Genomic DNA, 13231 nt, shown 5'->3' on the forward strand with positions numbered 1-13231 from the left:
CCCACCCCTGATGTTGTTGTCCCCGTGTCGGTTTCGATCTAGCCCGTGGCGCCGGACGGGGCTGCGCCGCCGATGCGGGCGGTGATGTCGGCGGCGGCGGCGCAGATCTGCTCGCCGAGTTCGTTCACCCGCGCTCCGGGCAGGGGCTCGGGCGCATCAACCAGGCTCAGGACCAGCGCCGGGGCGTGGTCGGCGTTGAAGACCGCGGCGCTGATCGTGACCACGCGGTAGTCCGCGTCGGGTTGAATCTCCCGCAGCAGCACATCGGCGTGCGGGTTCCCGCTGAGTTCCTGCAGGGTCGGCCCGGCGGCCAGGTATTGCAACGACAAGGCGTGCTGCCCTCGCCTCTCCTGTATCACCTCGGCGATGCCGGCGCCACCCCGTCCCAAATGCTCGACGGCAAAGCCTCGCTCCCGGATCAATTGCAGCGCAGGAAAATAGGCCTCTTCGAGCCGGGTCGCGGGGATGCCGAGGTCCCGCTCCCCGCGCTCGTACCACTGCGCAAGTTGCTCGCGAGGCAGCCGCGCCGCGGCCACGGCGCCCAGCGGCGGAGCGAAGTCGATCCGGTCCCCGAGCCGCAGGCCCAGACTCCCCCGCCGTCCGCGGGCGGGCTGGATGAGTTCGGCGACCACCAGGTCGGTGGCCGAGGGCACGAAACCGAGGCAGACCATGTCGGCGGCGTCAGCGAGTGCGTGCATGGCATCGCGGGCGTGGTCGACCACGTCGATGGCACCGGCCGCAGCGTGCCCGATCGGGATCAGCGCGGGCCCCAGTTGGTAGGTCTTCCGCCGCGGATGGCGCACCAGCCACCCAGCCCGGGTGAGCGCAATGAGCATCGGGTAGCAGGTCGCCTTTGCGGTCCCGAGATGACGCGCGATCTCAGCCAGCGTGCGGCCCTGACCGGGATCGGCCATCAGCAGATCCATGAGCAGCAGAATCCGGTCGGTTTGCGGTGATTCACGCACCATTGTTCGCACTATGCCACTGTTGCTACGCACTATGCAACCTCGATATGGTCGGGGCAGCGTCTGGACGTGACGCGCGACACGAACAAGAAGGGGTGAGACCGATGTCGGTCACCGGTGGACAGTTGCTGGCCGAGGCGCTCGCCGACGCGGGCGTCGATGACGTTTTCACGCTGCACGGCGGCCATCTCGACGCCTTCCTGGTGGCCTGCGGTGACGCCGGGATCCGGCTCACCGACACCCGCCACGAGTCCAGCGCGGGCCACGCCGCCGACGCCTACGCGCGCGAAACCGGCAAATTCGGTGTCTGCGTCGTGACCTCCGGTCCCGGCTTCACCAACGTCTACACCGCGCTCGCCAACGCCTACCTGGACCGGGTGCCGACCCTGTTCATCGTCGGTGCGCCGCCGCTGCGGGAAACCGAAACCAACCCGCTGCAAGGCGGTTTCGACCAGATCGCCGCCGCCGAACCGGTCACGAAGTGGGCCCACCGCATCACCGACCCGGCGCGCGTGCCGGAACTGGTGGCACTCGCGGTGCGCAAGGCCACCTCCGGCGCACCCGGCCCGGTCCTGCTGGAGATCCCCATCGATGTGATGTTCTCCGAGGTCGACGCCGGACGGGTGCGGCGGCCCACCAATTACGTGCTCGACAGCCACACCGCGCCGGCACCGTCCGCGGTGGACCAGGCCCTGGATGTGCTTCGCAGCGCGCAGCGACCCGCCATCCTCATCGGCGGCGGCGTGATCTTCTCCGGGGCGTCGGAGGCCGTGGTGGCATTCGCCGAAACCGTCGGCGCGCCCGTGTACTACCCAGGTAAGGCCGACGGCGCCATCCCTGCCGACCATCGCCTGGCCGCCGGCGGACTGTTGGCGCTGAGCGCGCTGCCCATTGCGGGTCTGCAGACTCCGGACGTCGTGTTCCTGGTGGGCACGCGGTCGGGCATGTTCACCGGCGGACGCACGAGCACCTTCCCCGGCGCCCGCATCGTGCAGATCGACGTGGACGCCGCCGAGATCGGCCGCATGCACGACGTGGAGGTGCCGATCGTCGCGGACTGTCGCGCGACCTTGGAAGCGTTGCATGCCAGGGCGGCCGGGCAGGACTGGCCGGACTGGTCCGCGTGGGTGGAGACCGCCACCGGCGCCAAGAATCTGCCCGCGGCGCTCTATACCGATGACACCACCGCAACCGGGAAGCCGCACCCCTACTTCGCCGCGCAGGCGATCGTGGCGGCCTGCCCGCCGGACACGATCTTCGTCCTCGACGGCGCCGAAGCGCCGCAGTGGGCCGAATTCTTCACCAAGGCAGGAGAAATCGGACAGATCCTGCGGTTGGGTTACCTTGGCTGCCTGGGAGTAGGCCCCGGCTTCGCGATCGGCGCCCATCGCGCCCGCCCCGATGCGCCCATTGTCGTGATCACCGGTGACGGTGCGGCCGGCTTCCATGTACAGGAGTTCGACACGATGGTCCGGCACGGCATCCCCGTCGTCACCGTGGTGTTCAACAATGCCGTCTGGGGCATGTCCATTCACGGTCAGCAGGCCGTGTACGGGCAGCGCGGGGTGGTGGTGACCGAGCTCGCCGAAACCCGCTACGACCTGGTGGCCCTGGGGTTCGGCGCGCACGGCGAGCATGTCAGCTCGGTGAGCGACATCCCGGACGCGATGAAGCGTGCCTTCGCCGCCGGCGGGCCCGCCTGCATCGACCTCGAGGTCGACCCGGAGATCGTGCATCCGGTGACCACCATGATGCTCGGCGACGTCGACGCCACCGACGAGATCGTGGTGCCCTACTACGAGAACATTCCGCGCTGAGCCACGGCCGCCCCCGGCGGATCGCCGCACGCCCTACGGTCGTGGCATGAATCTCGACGAGTACCGCGCCCACGACGCCACCGGCCTGGCCCAACTGGTCGCCGACAAGGCGGTGACGGCGGCCGAACTGCTCGCGCTCGCACAGCAGCGAGCGGCCGAGGTCAATCCCCGGCTCAACGCGATCGTCCGCGATGTCCCCGCTGATCCCGACCGCGCGCGCACCGGGCCGTTCGGCGGGGCGCCGTTCCTCATCAAGGACCTCTCGCAGGACTACGCGGGAGTGCCCACCTCGGCGGGCTCGCGCGCCTTCATGTCGCTGCCGGCCACCGAGCACGCGACCGTCGTGCAGCGCTGGATCGACGCCGGGCTGGTCATCTTCGGGAAGACGAACACCCCCGAGTTCGGGGCGAAGGGCATCACCGAGCCGGATGCGTGGGGCCCGACCCGCAACCCGTGGGACCTGCAGCGCAGCCCCGGCGGGTCCTCCGGCGGGGCCGCGGCGGCCGTCGCCGCGGGCATCGTGCCGTGCGCCGGCGCCAGCGACGGCGGGGGCTCGATCCGCATTCCGGCGGCCAGCTGCGGCCTGGTCGGCCTGAAACCCGGCCGCGGACTCATCCCGTCGGGTCCGGCGACCGGCGAATCCATGCACGGGGCCGCCGTGCAGGGCGTGGTCTCCAGGACGGTGCGGGACACCGCCGGGATGCTCGACGTGCTGGCCGGGGGTGAGCCCTGCGCCCCGTTCTCGCCGGCGGTGCCGGCGACGTCGTTCGCGGCCGCGGTGGGGCGGGACCCGGGCCGGCTGCGCATCGGCGTGCGGGTGCCGACGGCCATCAACCCGGCCCCGGACCGCGAGGCCTTCGCGGCCGTCGAGACCGCGGTGCGCGTGCTTACCGAGCTGGGCCACCACGTGGAGGAGCTGCCGCGCGCCCCGTTCGACGACGCCGCGCTGGCCCGGGACTTCCTGCTGACATGGTTCGTCTACACCGCCTGGGAGCTCGCCGAGGCCAAGCGGGTGACGGGCGCCGGCGACGACGCCTTCGAGCGCGACACGCTGATCCTGGCCGGGTTGGGTCGCGCGACCAGCAGCGTCGACTACCTGGATGCCGTGCAGCGTCGCCATGAACACACCCGCAAGCTCAGCACCTACTTCGAGTCCTTCGACCTGTTGTTGACCCCGACGCTGGCCACCCCGCCGCCGAGGATCGGCGAGTTCGACCTTCCGGTCGCGCTGCAACGCGGTGCGGACGTGCTGCTCAAGACCCGCACCGCGGGACTGCTGCGCTACACCAAGATCGTCGACGACATGGTCGACAAGAACCTGTCCTGGGTGCCGTACACCCAGTTGGCGAATCTCACTGGCCGCCCGGCGATTTCACTGCCTTTGCATTGGACGGCAGACAACCTGCCGCTGGGGGTGCAGTTCGTCGCGCCGCTCGACGGTGAAGCCCTGCTGATCCGGCTCGCGGCCCAGCTGGAAACCGCGCTGCCGTGGCACGACCGCGTGCCACCCATCTGAAATCCGGCTAGCCCCAGTAGGCGAAGGTGCAGGTGGGTCGCGGTTCGCTCACGAACGACACCAGCTGATCGCCGTTGAAGATGATGGTGCAGATGAGTTCGGCGTCCCCGCCGTCGGCGCTGACCTCCGAGTCCAGCTCCCAATACACGTCGTACTGCTTTTCCCAGGGCAGGACCACATTGGTCTCGGTTTGTTCCGGGCCGCCATTGATGCGGTAACGGATCGTCACCGGCGCGCCGCTGCCCCGGACCGCCAGGACCGCCGTGCCGACCGGGTCCCCGGCCGGCGCCGCCTGCGGGGTTGTCGACGGGGATGTCGTCGACGGGGCCGAGGTTGCCGTTTCGGCGGTGGCGGTGCCGGCCTTCTCGGCCACCGGGGTTCCCGCGGTGCTGCTACACCCTGTCGCGAGCGCGACGACCCCGAACAGGGCAACGACGGCGTACCTGAGCTGGCGCATGCCTCAGCCTACGATGACGCGCGCCGCGCCCGGGACGGTTTTTCCACCGCCCGTCCGCACTGCGGTAGGAATCAACGACGGGTCCCCCGCGTTGCACACGTCCATGGCCGCTGCTGATCTCTTTCGACCCGTTTCCATCCGCTCGCTCACCGTGCCGAACCGGTTCGCTATGGCACCGATGACCCGCCAGGCCTCCCCCGAGGGCGTGCCCGGCACCGACGTGGCCGAGTACTACCGGCGCCGGGCCGCGGGTGGGGTCGGCCTCATCATCACCGAGGGCATTCGCCTGCCGGATCCGGCTGCGGGTTACCCGGCGAGCATCCCGACGCTGGCCGGCGACGAGGTCCTGACCGGCTGGCGGCGCGTGGTCGACGCCGTGCACGGCGAGGGGTCGAGGATCGCCGCCCAGCTCTGGCACCAGGGCGCCGAGCGTGCCGATGACGACGGCGTGATCACCGTGAGCCCGTCGGGCATCGACGGGCTGGGACGTCGCAAGGGCCGCGCGCTCGAGCCGTCGGAATTGCCGAAACTCGCCGACCTGTTCGCGCGCAGTGCGGCCACCGCCCGTGAACTCGGCTTCGACGCCGTGGAGCTACACGGAGCTCACGGGTATCTGCTCGACCAATTCCTTTGGGAAAAGACCAATTTGCGCACCGACGGCTACGGCGGTTCGTTGGCCGCGAGGACCCGCTTCCCCGCCGAGGTGGTGCGCGCGGTCCGGGAAGCTGTCGGACCGGACTATCCGATCATCTTTCGGTACTCGCAGTGGAAGGGCACCGACTACACCGCGTCGATCGCCGAGAACCCGACTCAGCTGCAGGATCTGCTGACGCCGCTGGTCGACGCCGGAGTCGACGCGTTCCACCCCTCCGCGCGCAGGCACTATGTGCCCGCGTTCCCCGACCACGATGCCCAGTTGAGCTTGGCCGGCTGGACGAAGAAGGTGACCGGGCTGCCGGTGATCACGGTCGGCTCGGTGGGTCTGGAGACACAGTTCCGCAGCGAAAAGCGCGGCCAGGTCATCCAGCCCGCCCCGCTTGACCGCCTTGTCGAACAGTTCGAGGCCGGCGAGTTCGACATCGCGGCCATCGGCCGCGCGCTACTCGCCGACCCCGACTGGGTGAACCGGCTACGCGACGGCCAACTCGGTGAATTCGCCGGCTACAACCCGGAAACCGCGCTGGCCGCGCTTGCCTGAGCTACTGACGACCGGTCAGTGGATCTGCGGATCGGGCGGGGTCGCCGTTGGCGCCACCAAACTGCTCCATCAGCAGGGATGCGAAGCGGGGGTCCGGCTCGTTGACCCGGACCTCGAATTGAAGGTCTTTGTTATGAGTGAACACGTCGTGGCCTCTCGGAATCGGTAGGAGGGGACTCGCGATCCGAGGGCTGAAGACCGCCTATTTCGGTTCGGGTACCCGAGACCGCGCGGCGCAAACGCGCGCGCCGCGTGGTGTTAGATCCGTACCGTCGCGCCGCGACCGAGTTCGACGACCCTGTCGTCGAGGCGGCGTCTTTTCATTTCGTCGGTGAAGTCACTCAGGGGCGAGGCGAAGACACCGTAGTCGTCGAAATAATGCACGGGAATCACCTTGGGGAGCCCGAGCAACTCCACGGCGTCGGCGCCCTGGACACCGTCCATCGTGACGGTCAAGCCGAACGGGAGACGGTTTCCTGCCGGTAGCCGGGTGCCGCCGAGGTGGACGACACCCGCCTGCCGGGTAGCTCAATTGGCGCGTTCGGCTTGCCGCTTCTGCTTCTCCACGTCCGCCAGGTCCTCCACCCGATCAGCCTGCGCGCGTTTGCTTTCGGCCGCCCGACGCTTCTCCTGGGCATCCTCGCGCTTGGCCTGCGCATCTGCTGCCGCCTTCTTCTCCGCGGCCCGGACGCGGTCCAGTTCCTGCCGCTTGGCGGCCTCCACCGTCTCCTTGCGACGGGCCGCGACGTCGTCGGCCTGCTTCTTGGCGGCGGTGGCCCGCTTCCCGGCGGCCACGGTGGCGGCAGTCTTGCGCTCAGCGGCCGTCTCGCGAGCGGCATCGATCTTCGCCTCCGCGGTGGCACGAGCCTCTTTTCGGTCCGCCACGGCCTCGTCGCGGGCCGCCTTGAGTTGCTGGTCGGCCTGCGCCTTCTTTTCCGCGGCGGTGGCCTCGAGCGCGGCCGCCCGGCCGCGAGCCTCGCTGCGGGCGGCCAAGGCGGCGCCTTGATTGTGCAACTCGGGCTCGCCCAGAGCATTGCCCACGGTGGCGTCCAGTGCGCCGATCGTGCGCTCGTAGAGCAGCCGGGCCGGCGCTTCCTCGTCCATCCGTGAGACCACACGGTCCTCGATGACGCGCAACGGCAGCCGGGCAATTTGGTACTGGAACCGAAGAATGGTTCGCGGAACTTCGATGATGTTCATTGGTTAAGTCCTGGTTTTCGGTAAGTCAGGGCAGGTCGGTGCGTTCGGACAGGCTGTCGGCGCGCTCGCGGAGCCGTTGGGCCTCGGCCTTGTCGCCGGCGGCGTCCTGGACGTCGCGGCGGTGCTCGTCGGCGGCATCGACCACCTCGCGCGTGGCGGACCGGGCCTCGGCCTGCTCTCGGGCCTGGGCCTGCTGGACCTTCCGGTCGGCGTCGAGGTCTGCCTGCGACCGCTGTTGCGCCGCGTCGCGGGCCGCGGCCTGCTCGGCGGCCTGCTTCTGCGCGGCCTGTTGCGTGGTGAGCGACTGCTCGGCGGCGGCGGCGCTGCTGTTCACCGCGCCGCGCGCGGCAGCAGCCTGCCGGTGGGCTTCGGCCTCCTTGGCGCGCGCCTCCGCGGCCTCGGCGTCGGCGACGGCCTCGACCGCGCCGGCCTCCTTGCGCTCCTTGGCCTGCACCTGCTCGAGCTGGCCCTCGGCCGTCAGCGAGTCGTTGCCGGTGACCGCGCCGAAGACCTCCTTGGCCTTGCCTTTCACCGTGTCGATCAGTCCCTTGCGGGCCTGGCCGGCCTTGTCCTGCTCACTCATACATTTCTCCTGTTGGTTTCGGGGATGACGTCGCGCGGGGAACACACGTGCGACATCCCGAGTCATCCACAACGCTGGGGCTTGGCTCCTTGCATGCTCGTTTTGCGAGCCGTTCAAACGCGATCCGGTCGGCCGGTCGCCGTGAAGCGCTTGGCGGCTGCGCGACCGGCCCGGCTCAGCAGCCACCCGACCAGCACCCACGGCCCAGCGACCAGCACCGGGTCCATCCAGGTGTGGGAATTGTCGACGCGGCCGGTGCCCACCCGCGACTTCCAGCCGTTGTGGGTGAACTCACTCTTGATGCCCGTCTGCGTGATCGGGTTGTCCGGGCGGAGCGTGAACATCGACCCGACGTGACTCTCGAGGGCATTGATGCGGTCGGCACCGAGCAGGAGCAACCAGTGTGCGGCTCGGGCCTCGCTGTAGCGATAGGCGTACCGGCGCACCGCACCGGACAGCCCGCGGGGCGGGGTCGCCGTTCCGAACACCGGAGTCAGACGTTGGTGCTCGATCGACCGTTCCCGCGGCCACTTCTCGGGTTGCTGCTCAGGTAGGTCCCAGTGCGCGCCGGTGGAATCCGGATCGAACCGCAGCCGCGGGACCGCAGGGCGGTCGGCGGGGTCGAGGTCGACACCCCACCCGGGAATGCGTGCCCGTAGGTCGTCGCTGCTCGGCACCGGGGGGCGGTCGGCCGTGTACACCATGATGGAACTCCCGTCAGCTGGCGTGGGGAAGGACGATGGGTTTGATGCAGTCGTCGAGCTTCGCGGAGAAGATGTGGTACGCCTCGGCCACGTGCTCCAGCGGAATACGATGCGTCACAATGTCGTTGGGCTTCAGATAACCGTTCTGGATGTGGGAGAACAACCGGGGCCACTGCCGTTTGACGGGGCACTGATTCATGCGCAGCGTCAGACCCTTGTTCATCGCGTCACCGAACTTGACGGCACTGAACATCGGCCCGTATGCCCCCATCACCGAAACCGTGCCGCCTTTGCGCACCGAGTCGATGGCCCAGTTCAGCGCGATCGGGGAACCGCCCTGGAGTTTGAGTTTCGCGGCGGTCACGTGCTGCAGAAAGTTCCCGTCGGCCTCGGCACCGACGCATTCGATCACCGAGTCGGTGCCCAAGCCGTCGGTCGTCTTCTTCATCTCGACCACGATGTCGTCGTATTCGGCGAAGTTGCGGGTCTCCGCGTGCGCGAAAGTCCCGCGCCTTCGCCAGCCGGTTCTCCAGGTGGTCGATCACGATGACGCGGCCGGCACCCATGAGCCAGGCCGACGTCGCCGCGTACAGCCCTACCGGGCCGGCGCCGAATACCGCGACCGTGTCGCCCTCGGCGATGTCAGCGAGTTGTGCGCCGAAGTACCCGGTGGCCAGGGCGTCGGTACACAACAGCGCGTCCTCGTCGTCCATCCACTCCGGTATCAACGCCGGGCCGACGTCGGCGAACGGCACCCGCACAAATTCGGCCTGGCCGCCGTCGTAGCCCCCGCAGGTGTGCGAGTACCCGTAGATGCCGCCGACGGCCGTGGCGTTCGGGTTCACGTTGTGGCAGTTCGAGTAGAGACCACGGGCGCAGAAGTAGCACGAACCGCAGAAGACGTTGAACGGCACCATCACCCGATCACCGGGTTTGAGCTTCTGCACCGACGGTCCGACCTTTTCGACTGCCCCGATGAACTCGTGGCCGAAGGTCATGCCAACCCGGGTGTCCGGCATCATCCCGTGGTAGAGGTGGAGGTCGGAGCCGCAGATCGCAGCCATCGTGACCCTGATGATGGCGTCGTTGGGATGTTCGATCGGAGGCTCGTCTTTCTCTTCGACGCGTACCTTGTACGGGCCGCGGTAGACCATCGCGCGCATGCGCCCTCCTCCGTCGTTGTCACTGCGGCGCTTACCCCGTTTCGATTGCGTGAAACGCCGCCGACTCCGGTGGCGGGCCTCACGAACCCGACCGGCTACGGACGCAGCAATGCTTATGGTCAAGGCCACTGGGGTAACCGGACTCGGCGCCCGAGTCGGCGCCGAATGCCCACAGGCAGCACAGGAGGCGGGAATGGCATCGGCAGCAACTACTGACGTGCATGAGGGCACGCAGCCCGACAGCAAGCTCAAACGCAAGATCACCGGAACGCTGCTGTTCCTGTTCATTCTCGGCGATGTCCTGGGTGCGGGGATCTACGCGCTGATGGGGGTGCTCGCCGGCAAGGTCGGCGGAGCATTGTGGGCGCCGCTGCTGGTGGCGCTGCTGTTGGCGCTGCTCACCGCGGGCTCCTACGCCGAACTGGTCACCAAGTACCCGAGGGCCGGCGGCGCCGCGGTGTTCGCGGAGCGGGCCTTCGGACGCCCGATGGTGTCCTTCGTGGTCGGGTTCTGCATGCTCGCCGCCGGCGTCACCAGCGCGGCCGGACTGTCCTTGGCGTTCGCGGGCGACTATCTGACCACCTTCATCGACGTGCCGCCCGTGCTGGCGGCGGTGGTATTTCTCGCCCTGGTCGCCGCCCTGAACGCCCGCGGCATCAGCGAGTCGGTCAAGAGCAACGTGGTGATGACCGTCATCGAGCTGACCGGGCTGCTCATCGTCATCATCGCCGGCGCGGTGGTGCTGGCCGGTGGCCGCGGTGACGTCAGCCGACTGAGCGAATTTCCCCCGGAATCGACTCCCGCCCTGGCGATCCTGGCCGGGGCGATCATCGCCTATTACTCGTTCGTCGGGTTCGAGACCTCCGCCAACGTCGCCGAGGAGATCCGCAATCCGAGCAAGGTGTATCCGACCGCGCTGTTCGGCTCCCTGATCGCCGCCGGTGTGGTCTACGTGCTGGTCGCGCTGGCCAGTTCGGTGGTCCTGCCGCCGGCGGAGCTCGCAGAATCCTCCGGCCCACTCTTGGATGTCGTGTCGGCCTCCGGGCTCGGGGTGCCCGACTGGGCGTTCAGTGCGATCGCGCTCATCGCCGTGGCCAACGGCGCGTTGTTGACCATGATCATGGCCAGCCGGCTCGCCTATGGCATGGCGGAGCACGGGCTGTTGCCGGGGGCACTGAGCCGAGTCCTGCCCGAACGCCGGACCCCTTGGGTGGCAATTGTTTCCACCACCGCAGTGGCCATGATCCTCACCTTGATGGGCGATCTGTCGACACTGGCCGAGACCGTTGTTCTCCTGCTGCTGTTCGTGTTCATCGCGACCAACATCGCGGTGCTGGTTCTGCGCCGCGATCCGGTCAAGCACGACCATTTCCGGGTCTGGACCGCCGTTCCCGTCCTGGGCGTTGCGTCGTGCCTGCTGCTCCTGAGCCAGCAGACGGCCAAGGTGTGGTTGTTCGCCGCCATCTTGCTGGCCGTGGGGGTGGTGCTGTATTTCGTCGCCCAAGCAGCGTCCCGGCACGACGCCAACGGCCCCGATGGGGGCGCCGGAGCGTGATCCGCCACGCAGCATTCCCGGCGGGCGGATATGGCCGTTCGCCTGCGCCTTTACCCCCAGCCGGGTACGGTGAGGGTTCGGTTCAGCAACAGCCGTTCGGGTCGCGACGCAACGCGGCGCGGCTCGCCCGATTTCCACACTGAGGCGATGGGGGCTGATGATATGACGGGCATGCTCTCCGAGGGGCCGGCGCGCCGACGCACGCGGCGGTGGTCCGCTCCTCCGAGCGCTTTCTATCGACGCAGTGGACCCGAAATGGCCACCGACTGGCCGGAATTCGACGTTGCAAGGGTCCTGGTTTCCGGTGACATCGACGCAGCCGGCACCTGCGACGTGCGCGACTACGTACTCAACAAGGTGCTGGTATGTCACCGCCTGGTCCTCGACCTCACCCGAGTGCGGTTCTTCTCGTGCGACGGATACTGGATGCTCAAGACGCTGGAACACCGCTGCGCGCTGGCGGGCATCGAGCTGAAGGTATTGCCCGGACCTTACGTAACACCAGTCATGGCGATGTGCGAGAACGCCGTAAAGGACGCCTCTGCCTTGGCCAACTGACTCAGTGCCCCCGGCTGTCGATCACCCGCTGCGCGATATCGGCCAGCTTGACGTTGCTCTCCTGCGACAGCTGGCGCAGCATGTCGAAAGCGCGTACGTCGTCGACGTCGTAGCGCTCCATGATGATGCCCTTGGCCTGACCGATTCGGTCTCGACTCAACAACGCCGTCTCGAGCTGGTGTCCGTGTTCGTTCGCAAGAATGGCCGCAGTGGCGTGGGCCGCGAGTACGCTTCCGACCGTCAGGGCGTCCCCGTCCCAAACGTGCGGCTGATACCCGAACAAATTGAGTGCGCCCGCGGTCTTCTCGGCGGTGAACAGTTTGAACGAGATCCCGCTGAGCACACCGATTTCCACCACAGCCGGCGAGTACTTCGGCCACCGCGTCTCCGTCCGGAAGTCGTCGGTGCGCACCACCACGTCGGCAACGGCCGCTTGGATACAGGGTCCCTCGTCGTACGACACCTGCAATTCATCGAGGCGCTCGGGGATGTCCGTGGTGCCGCCCAGGGACTCGAAGCCATTCCGACGGATCAGCAAGACCCCCGCCGTGTCTGCGCCCGGGATCAACTCGACGGCGGTGGCGGATACTTCCGCCAGCACCTCCTCGGTTGTGCGTCGTCCCGCCGGCGCCCGGGCCAGTTCGGCCATCCGGGTCGCCAACTCGTGCCCCGACCGGTCCACCATGATTGCCTTCCCGCCTCGCCGAGCAGGGCCCTCGGGCCCGTGGCGACGCTAGCCCCCGAGTCTAGGGTTTGGGGTTACGCGCTGGCGGATATCAGCGGTCGATGAGCGCGGAGTGGGATTGCGTCGTCGTCGGAGGCGGCGCGGCAGGGTTGAGTGCCGCTTTGGTGTTGGGCCGAGCACGACGACGGACCCTGGTGGTCGACCTCGACGAGCAGAGCAACCGGGCGTCGGCCGTGCTCGGAGGGCTGCTCGGATACGACGGTCGACCGCCGGCTGAGCTCTACGCGGCCGGGCGGCGCGAACTGGCGGCCTATCCCAGCGTCGAATACCGAGTCGGGGAAGTCACCGATGGCGCGCGCGCCGACACCGGCCTGACACTCGAGCACCGGGACGGGGTGACCGTGGAGCAGCGACGCTTGGTTGAGGTGGTCGGCGAAGCGGGCGAGCTCGATGAACTGGTGTTTGCCGAGGGGCCGCCGCTGCGCCGCGACGGCCTGCTGGTGACCGCCCCGCTGCGGCAACGCACGCCCCTGGCTGAAAAGCTCGGTGCCCGTTGCGCTTCGGGGCCGTTGTCGCCGGAACAGATCTGCGTCGACAGCTTGTTCCGCACCGATTCCGCGGACATCTTCGCGGCCGGAGATGTGTGCACGGAGCACCCTCACGTTGCCGGCGCCATCGCCGCGGGCTCGAACGCCGCGATGATCGTCGTGCAGAGCCTGCTCGCCGACGATGTCGGCCTGCCCTACCCGCCGTCCTGATGGGCGCCGGCCCCACCGACGCTTGCCGGCAACGTTTGACGGCCAATGGCACCGGGAACCTCTAGCGCATTG

Annotated in this window: 12 protein-coding genes and 3 pseudogenes; 6 read left to right on the top strand and 9 right to left on the bottom strand. The window is 68.5% G+C overall.

Features of this window, described 5'->3' with window-relative positions; translation table 11 throughout:
* Positions 1-38: 38 nt before the first annotated feature.
* Positions 39-968, bottom strand: coding sequence for an IclR family transcriptional regulator (locus R2K23_RS23395; RefSeq protein WP_316513001.1), 930 nt, complete (start codon positions 966-968; stop codon positions 39-41).
* A 101-nt stretch (positions 969-1069) separates the two neighbouring features.
* Between R2K23_RS23395 and R2K23_RS23400 the strand changes: the two genes are divergently transcribed.
* Both R2K23_RS23400 and R2K23_RS23405 read left to right on the top strand, forming a co-directional pair.
* Positions 1070-2782: a thiamine pyrophosphate-binding protein gene (locus R2K23_RS23400; RefSeq protein ID WP_316513003.1), complete on the top strand. Its 1713-nt coding sequence runs from the start codon at positions 1070-1072 to the stop codon at positions 2780-2782.
* 46 nt (positions 2783-2828) lie between these two features.
* Positions 2829-4298, top strand: coding sequence for an amidase (locus R2K23_RS23405; protein ID WP_316513004.1), 1470 nt, complete (start codon positions 2829-2831; stop codon positions 4296-4298).
* Between the two features lie 7 nt (positions 4299-4305).
* Here R2K23_RS23405 and R2K23_RS23410 read toward each other — a convergent pair whose 3' ends face one another.
* Entirely contained in the window at positions 4306-4755 is a 450-nt protein-coding gene (locus R2K23_RS23410; protein ID WP_316513006.1) for a hypothetical protein, read from the bottom strand.
* Positions 4756-4858: 103 nt separating this feature from the next.
* Between R2K23_RS23410 and R2K23_RS23415 the strand changes: the two genes are divergently transcribed.
* Positions 4859-5953: an NADH:flavin oxidoreductase gene (locus R2K23_RS23415; protein ID WP_316513007.1), complete on the top strand. Its 1095-nt coding sequence runs from the start codon at positions 4859-4861 to the stop codon at positions 5951-5953.
* 40 nt (positions 5954-5993) lie between these two features.
* Here the strand turns inward: R2K23_RS23415 and R2K23_RS23420 are convergent.
* The 6 genes and pseudogenes from R2K23_RS23420 to R2K23_RS23445 form a co-directional block, all read right to left on the bottom strand.
* Positions 5994-6098 (bottom strand): annotated as a pseudogene (locus R2K23_RS23420) (manganese catalase family protein); the annotation flags it as partial.
* Positions 6099-6211: 113 nt separating this feature from the next.
* Positions 6212-6466 (bottom strand): annotated as a pseudogene (locus R2K23_RS23425) (MBL fold metallo-hydrolase); the annotation flags it as partial.
* Between the two features lie 15 nt (positions 6467-6481).
* A complete protein-coding gene (locus R2K23_RS23430; protein ID WP_316513009.1) occupies positions 6482-7153 on the bottom strand; it encodes an IF2 family translation initiation factor in 672 nt (223 codons plus the stop codon).
* 25 nt (positions 7154-7178) lie between these two features.
* Entirely contained in the window at positions 7179-7736 is a 558-nt protein-coding gene (locus tag R2K23_RS23435) for a CsbD family protein (RefSeq protein WP_316513011.1), read from the bottom strand.
* 113 nt (positions 7737-7849) lie between these two features.
* Entirely contained in the window at positions 7850-8440 is a 591-nt protein-coding gene (locus R2K23_RS23440) for a hypothetical protein (protein WP_316513012.1), read from the bottom strand.
* A 13-nt stretch (positions 8441-8453) separates the two neighbouring features.
* Positions 8454-9603 (bottom strand): annotated as a pseudogene (locus R2K23_RS23445) (zinc-dependent alcohol dehydrogenase).
* A gap of 193 nt (positions 9604-9796) precedes the next feature.
* On the opposite strand from R2K23_RS23445, the gene R2K23_RS23450 reads away from it, so the two are divergent.
* Together R2K23_RS23450 and R2K23_RS23455 are read left to right on the top strand one after the other, a co-directional pair.
* Positions 9797-11158, top strand: coding sequence for an APC family permease (locus R2K23_RS23450; protein ID WP_316513013.1), 1362 nt, complete (start codon positions 9797-9799; stop codon positions 11156-11158).
* Positions 11159-11413: 255 nt separating this feature from the next.
* Positions 11414-11716 carry an STAS domain-containing protein gene (locus R2K23_RS23455; protein WP_316513015.1) on the top strand — a complete coding sequence of 101 codons (303 nt, stop codon included), beginning with the start codon at positions 11414-11416 and terminating at the stop codon, positions 11714-11716.
* A 1-nt stretch (position 11717) separates the two neighbouring features.
* Here the strand turns inward: R2K23_RS23455 and R2K23_RS23460 are convergent, their stop codons facing one another.
* On the bottom strand, positions 11718-12401 hold the full coding sequence (locus R2K23_RS23460; protein WP_316513017.1) for a GAF and ANTAR domain-containing protein: 684 nt from the start codon (positions 12399-12401) through the stop codon (positions 11718-11720).
* A 101-nt stretch (positions 12402-12502) separates the two neighbouring features.
* Here R2K23_RS23460 and R2K23_RS23465 point away from each other — a divergent pair, with 101 nt between their 5' ends.
* The gene (locus tag R2K23_RS23465) at positions 12503-13159 is read left to right on the top strand and encodes an FAD-dependent oxidoreductase (RefSeq protein ID WP_316513018.1); all 657 of its coding nucleotides are present in this window, start codon (positions 12503-12505) and stop codon (positions 13157-13159) included.
* Positions 13160-13231 lie beyond the last annotated feature (72 nt).

The sequence above is a fragment of the Mycolicibacterium sp. MU0050 genome, assembly GCF_963378085.1.
GTDB classification, from domain to species: domain Bacteria; phylum Actinomycetota; class Actinomycetes; order Mycobacteriales; family Mycobacteriaceae; genus Mycobacterium; species Mycobacterium wendilense.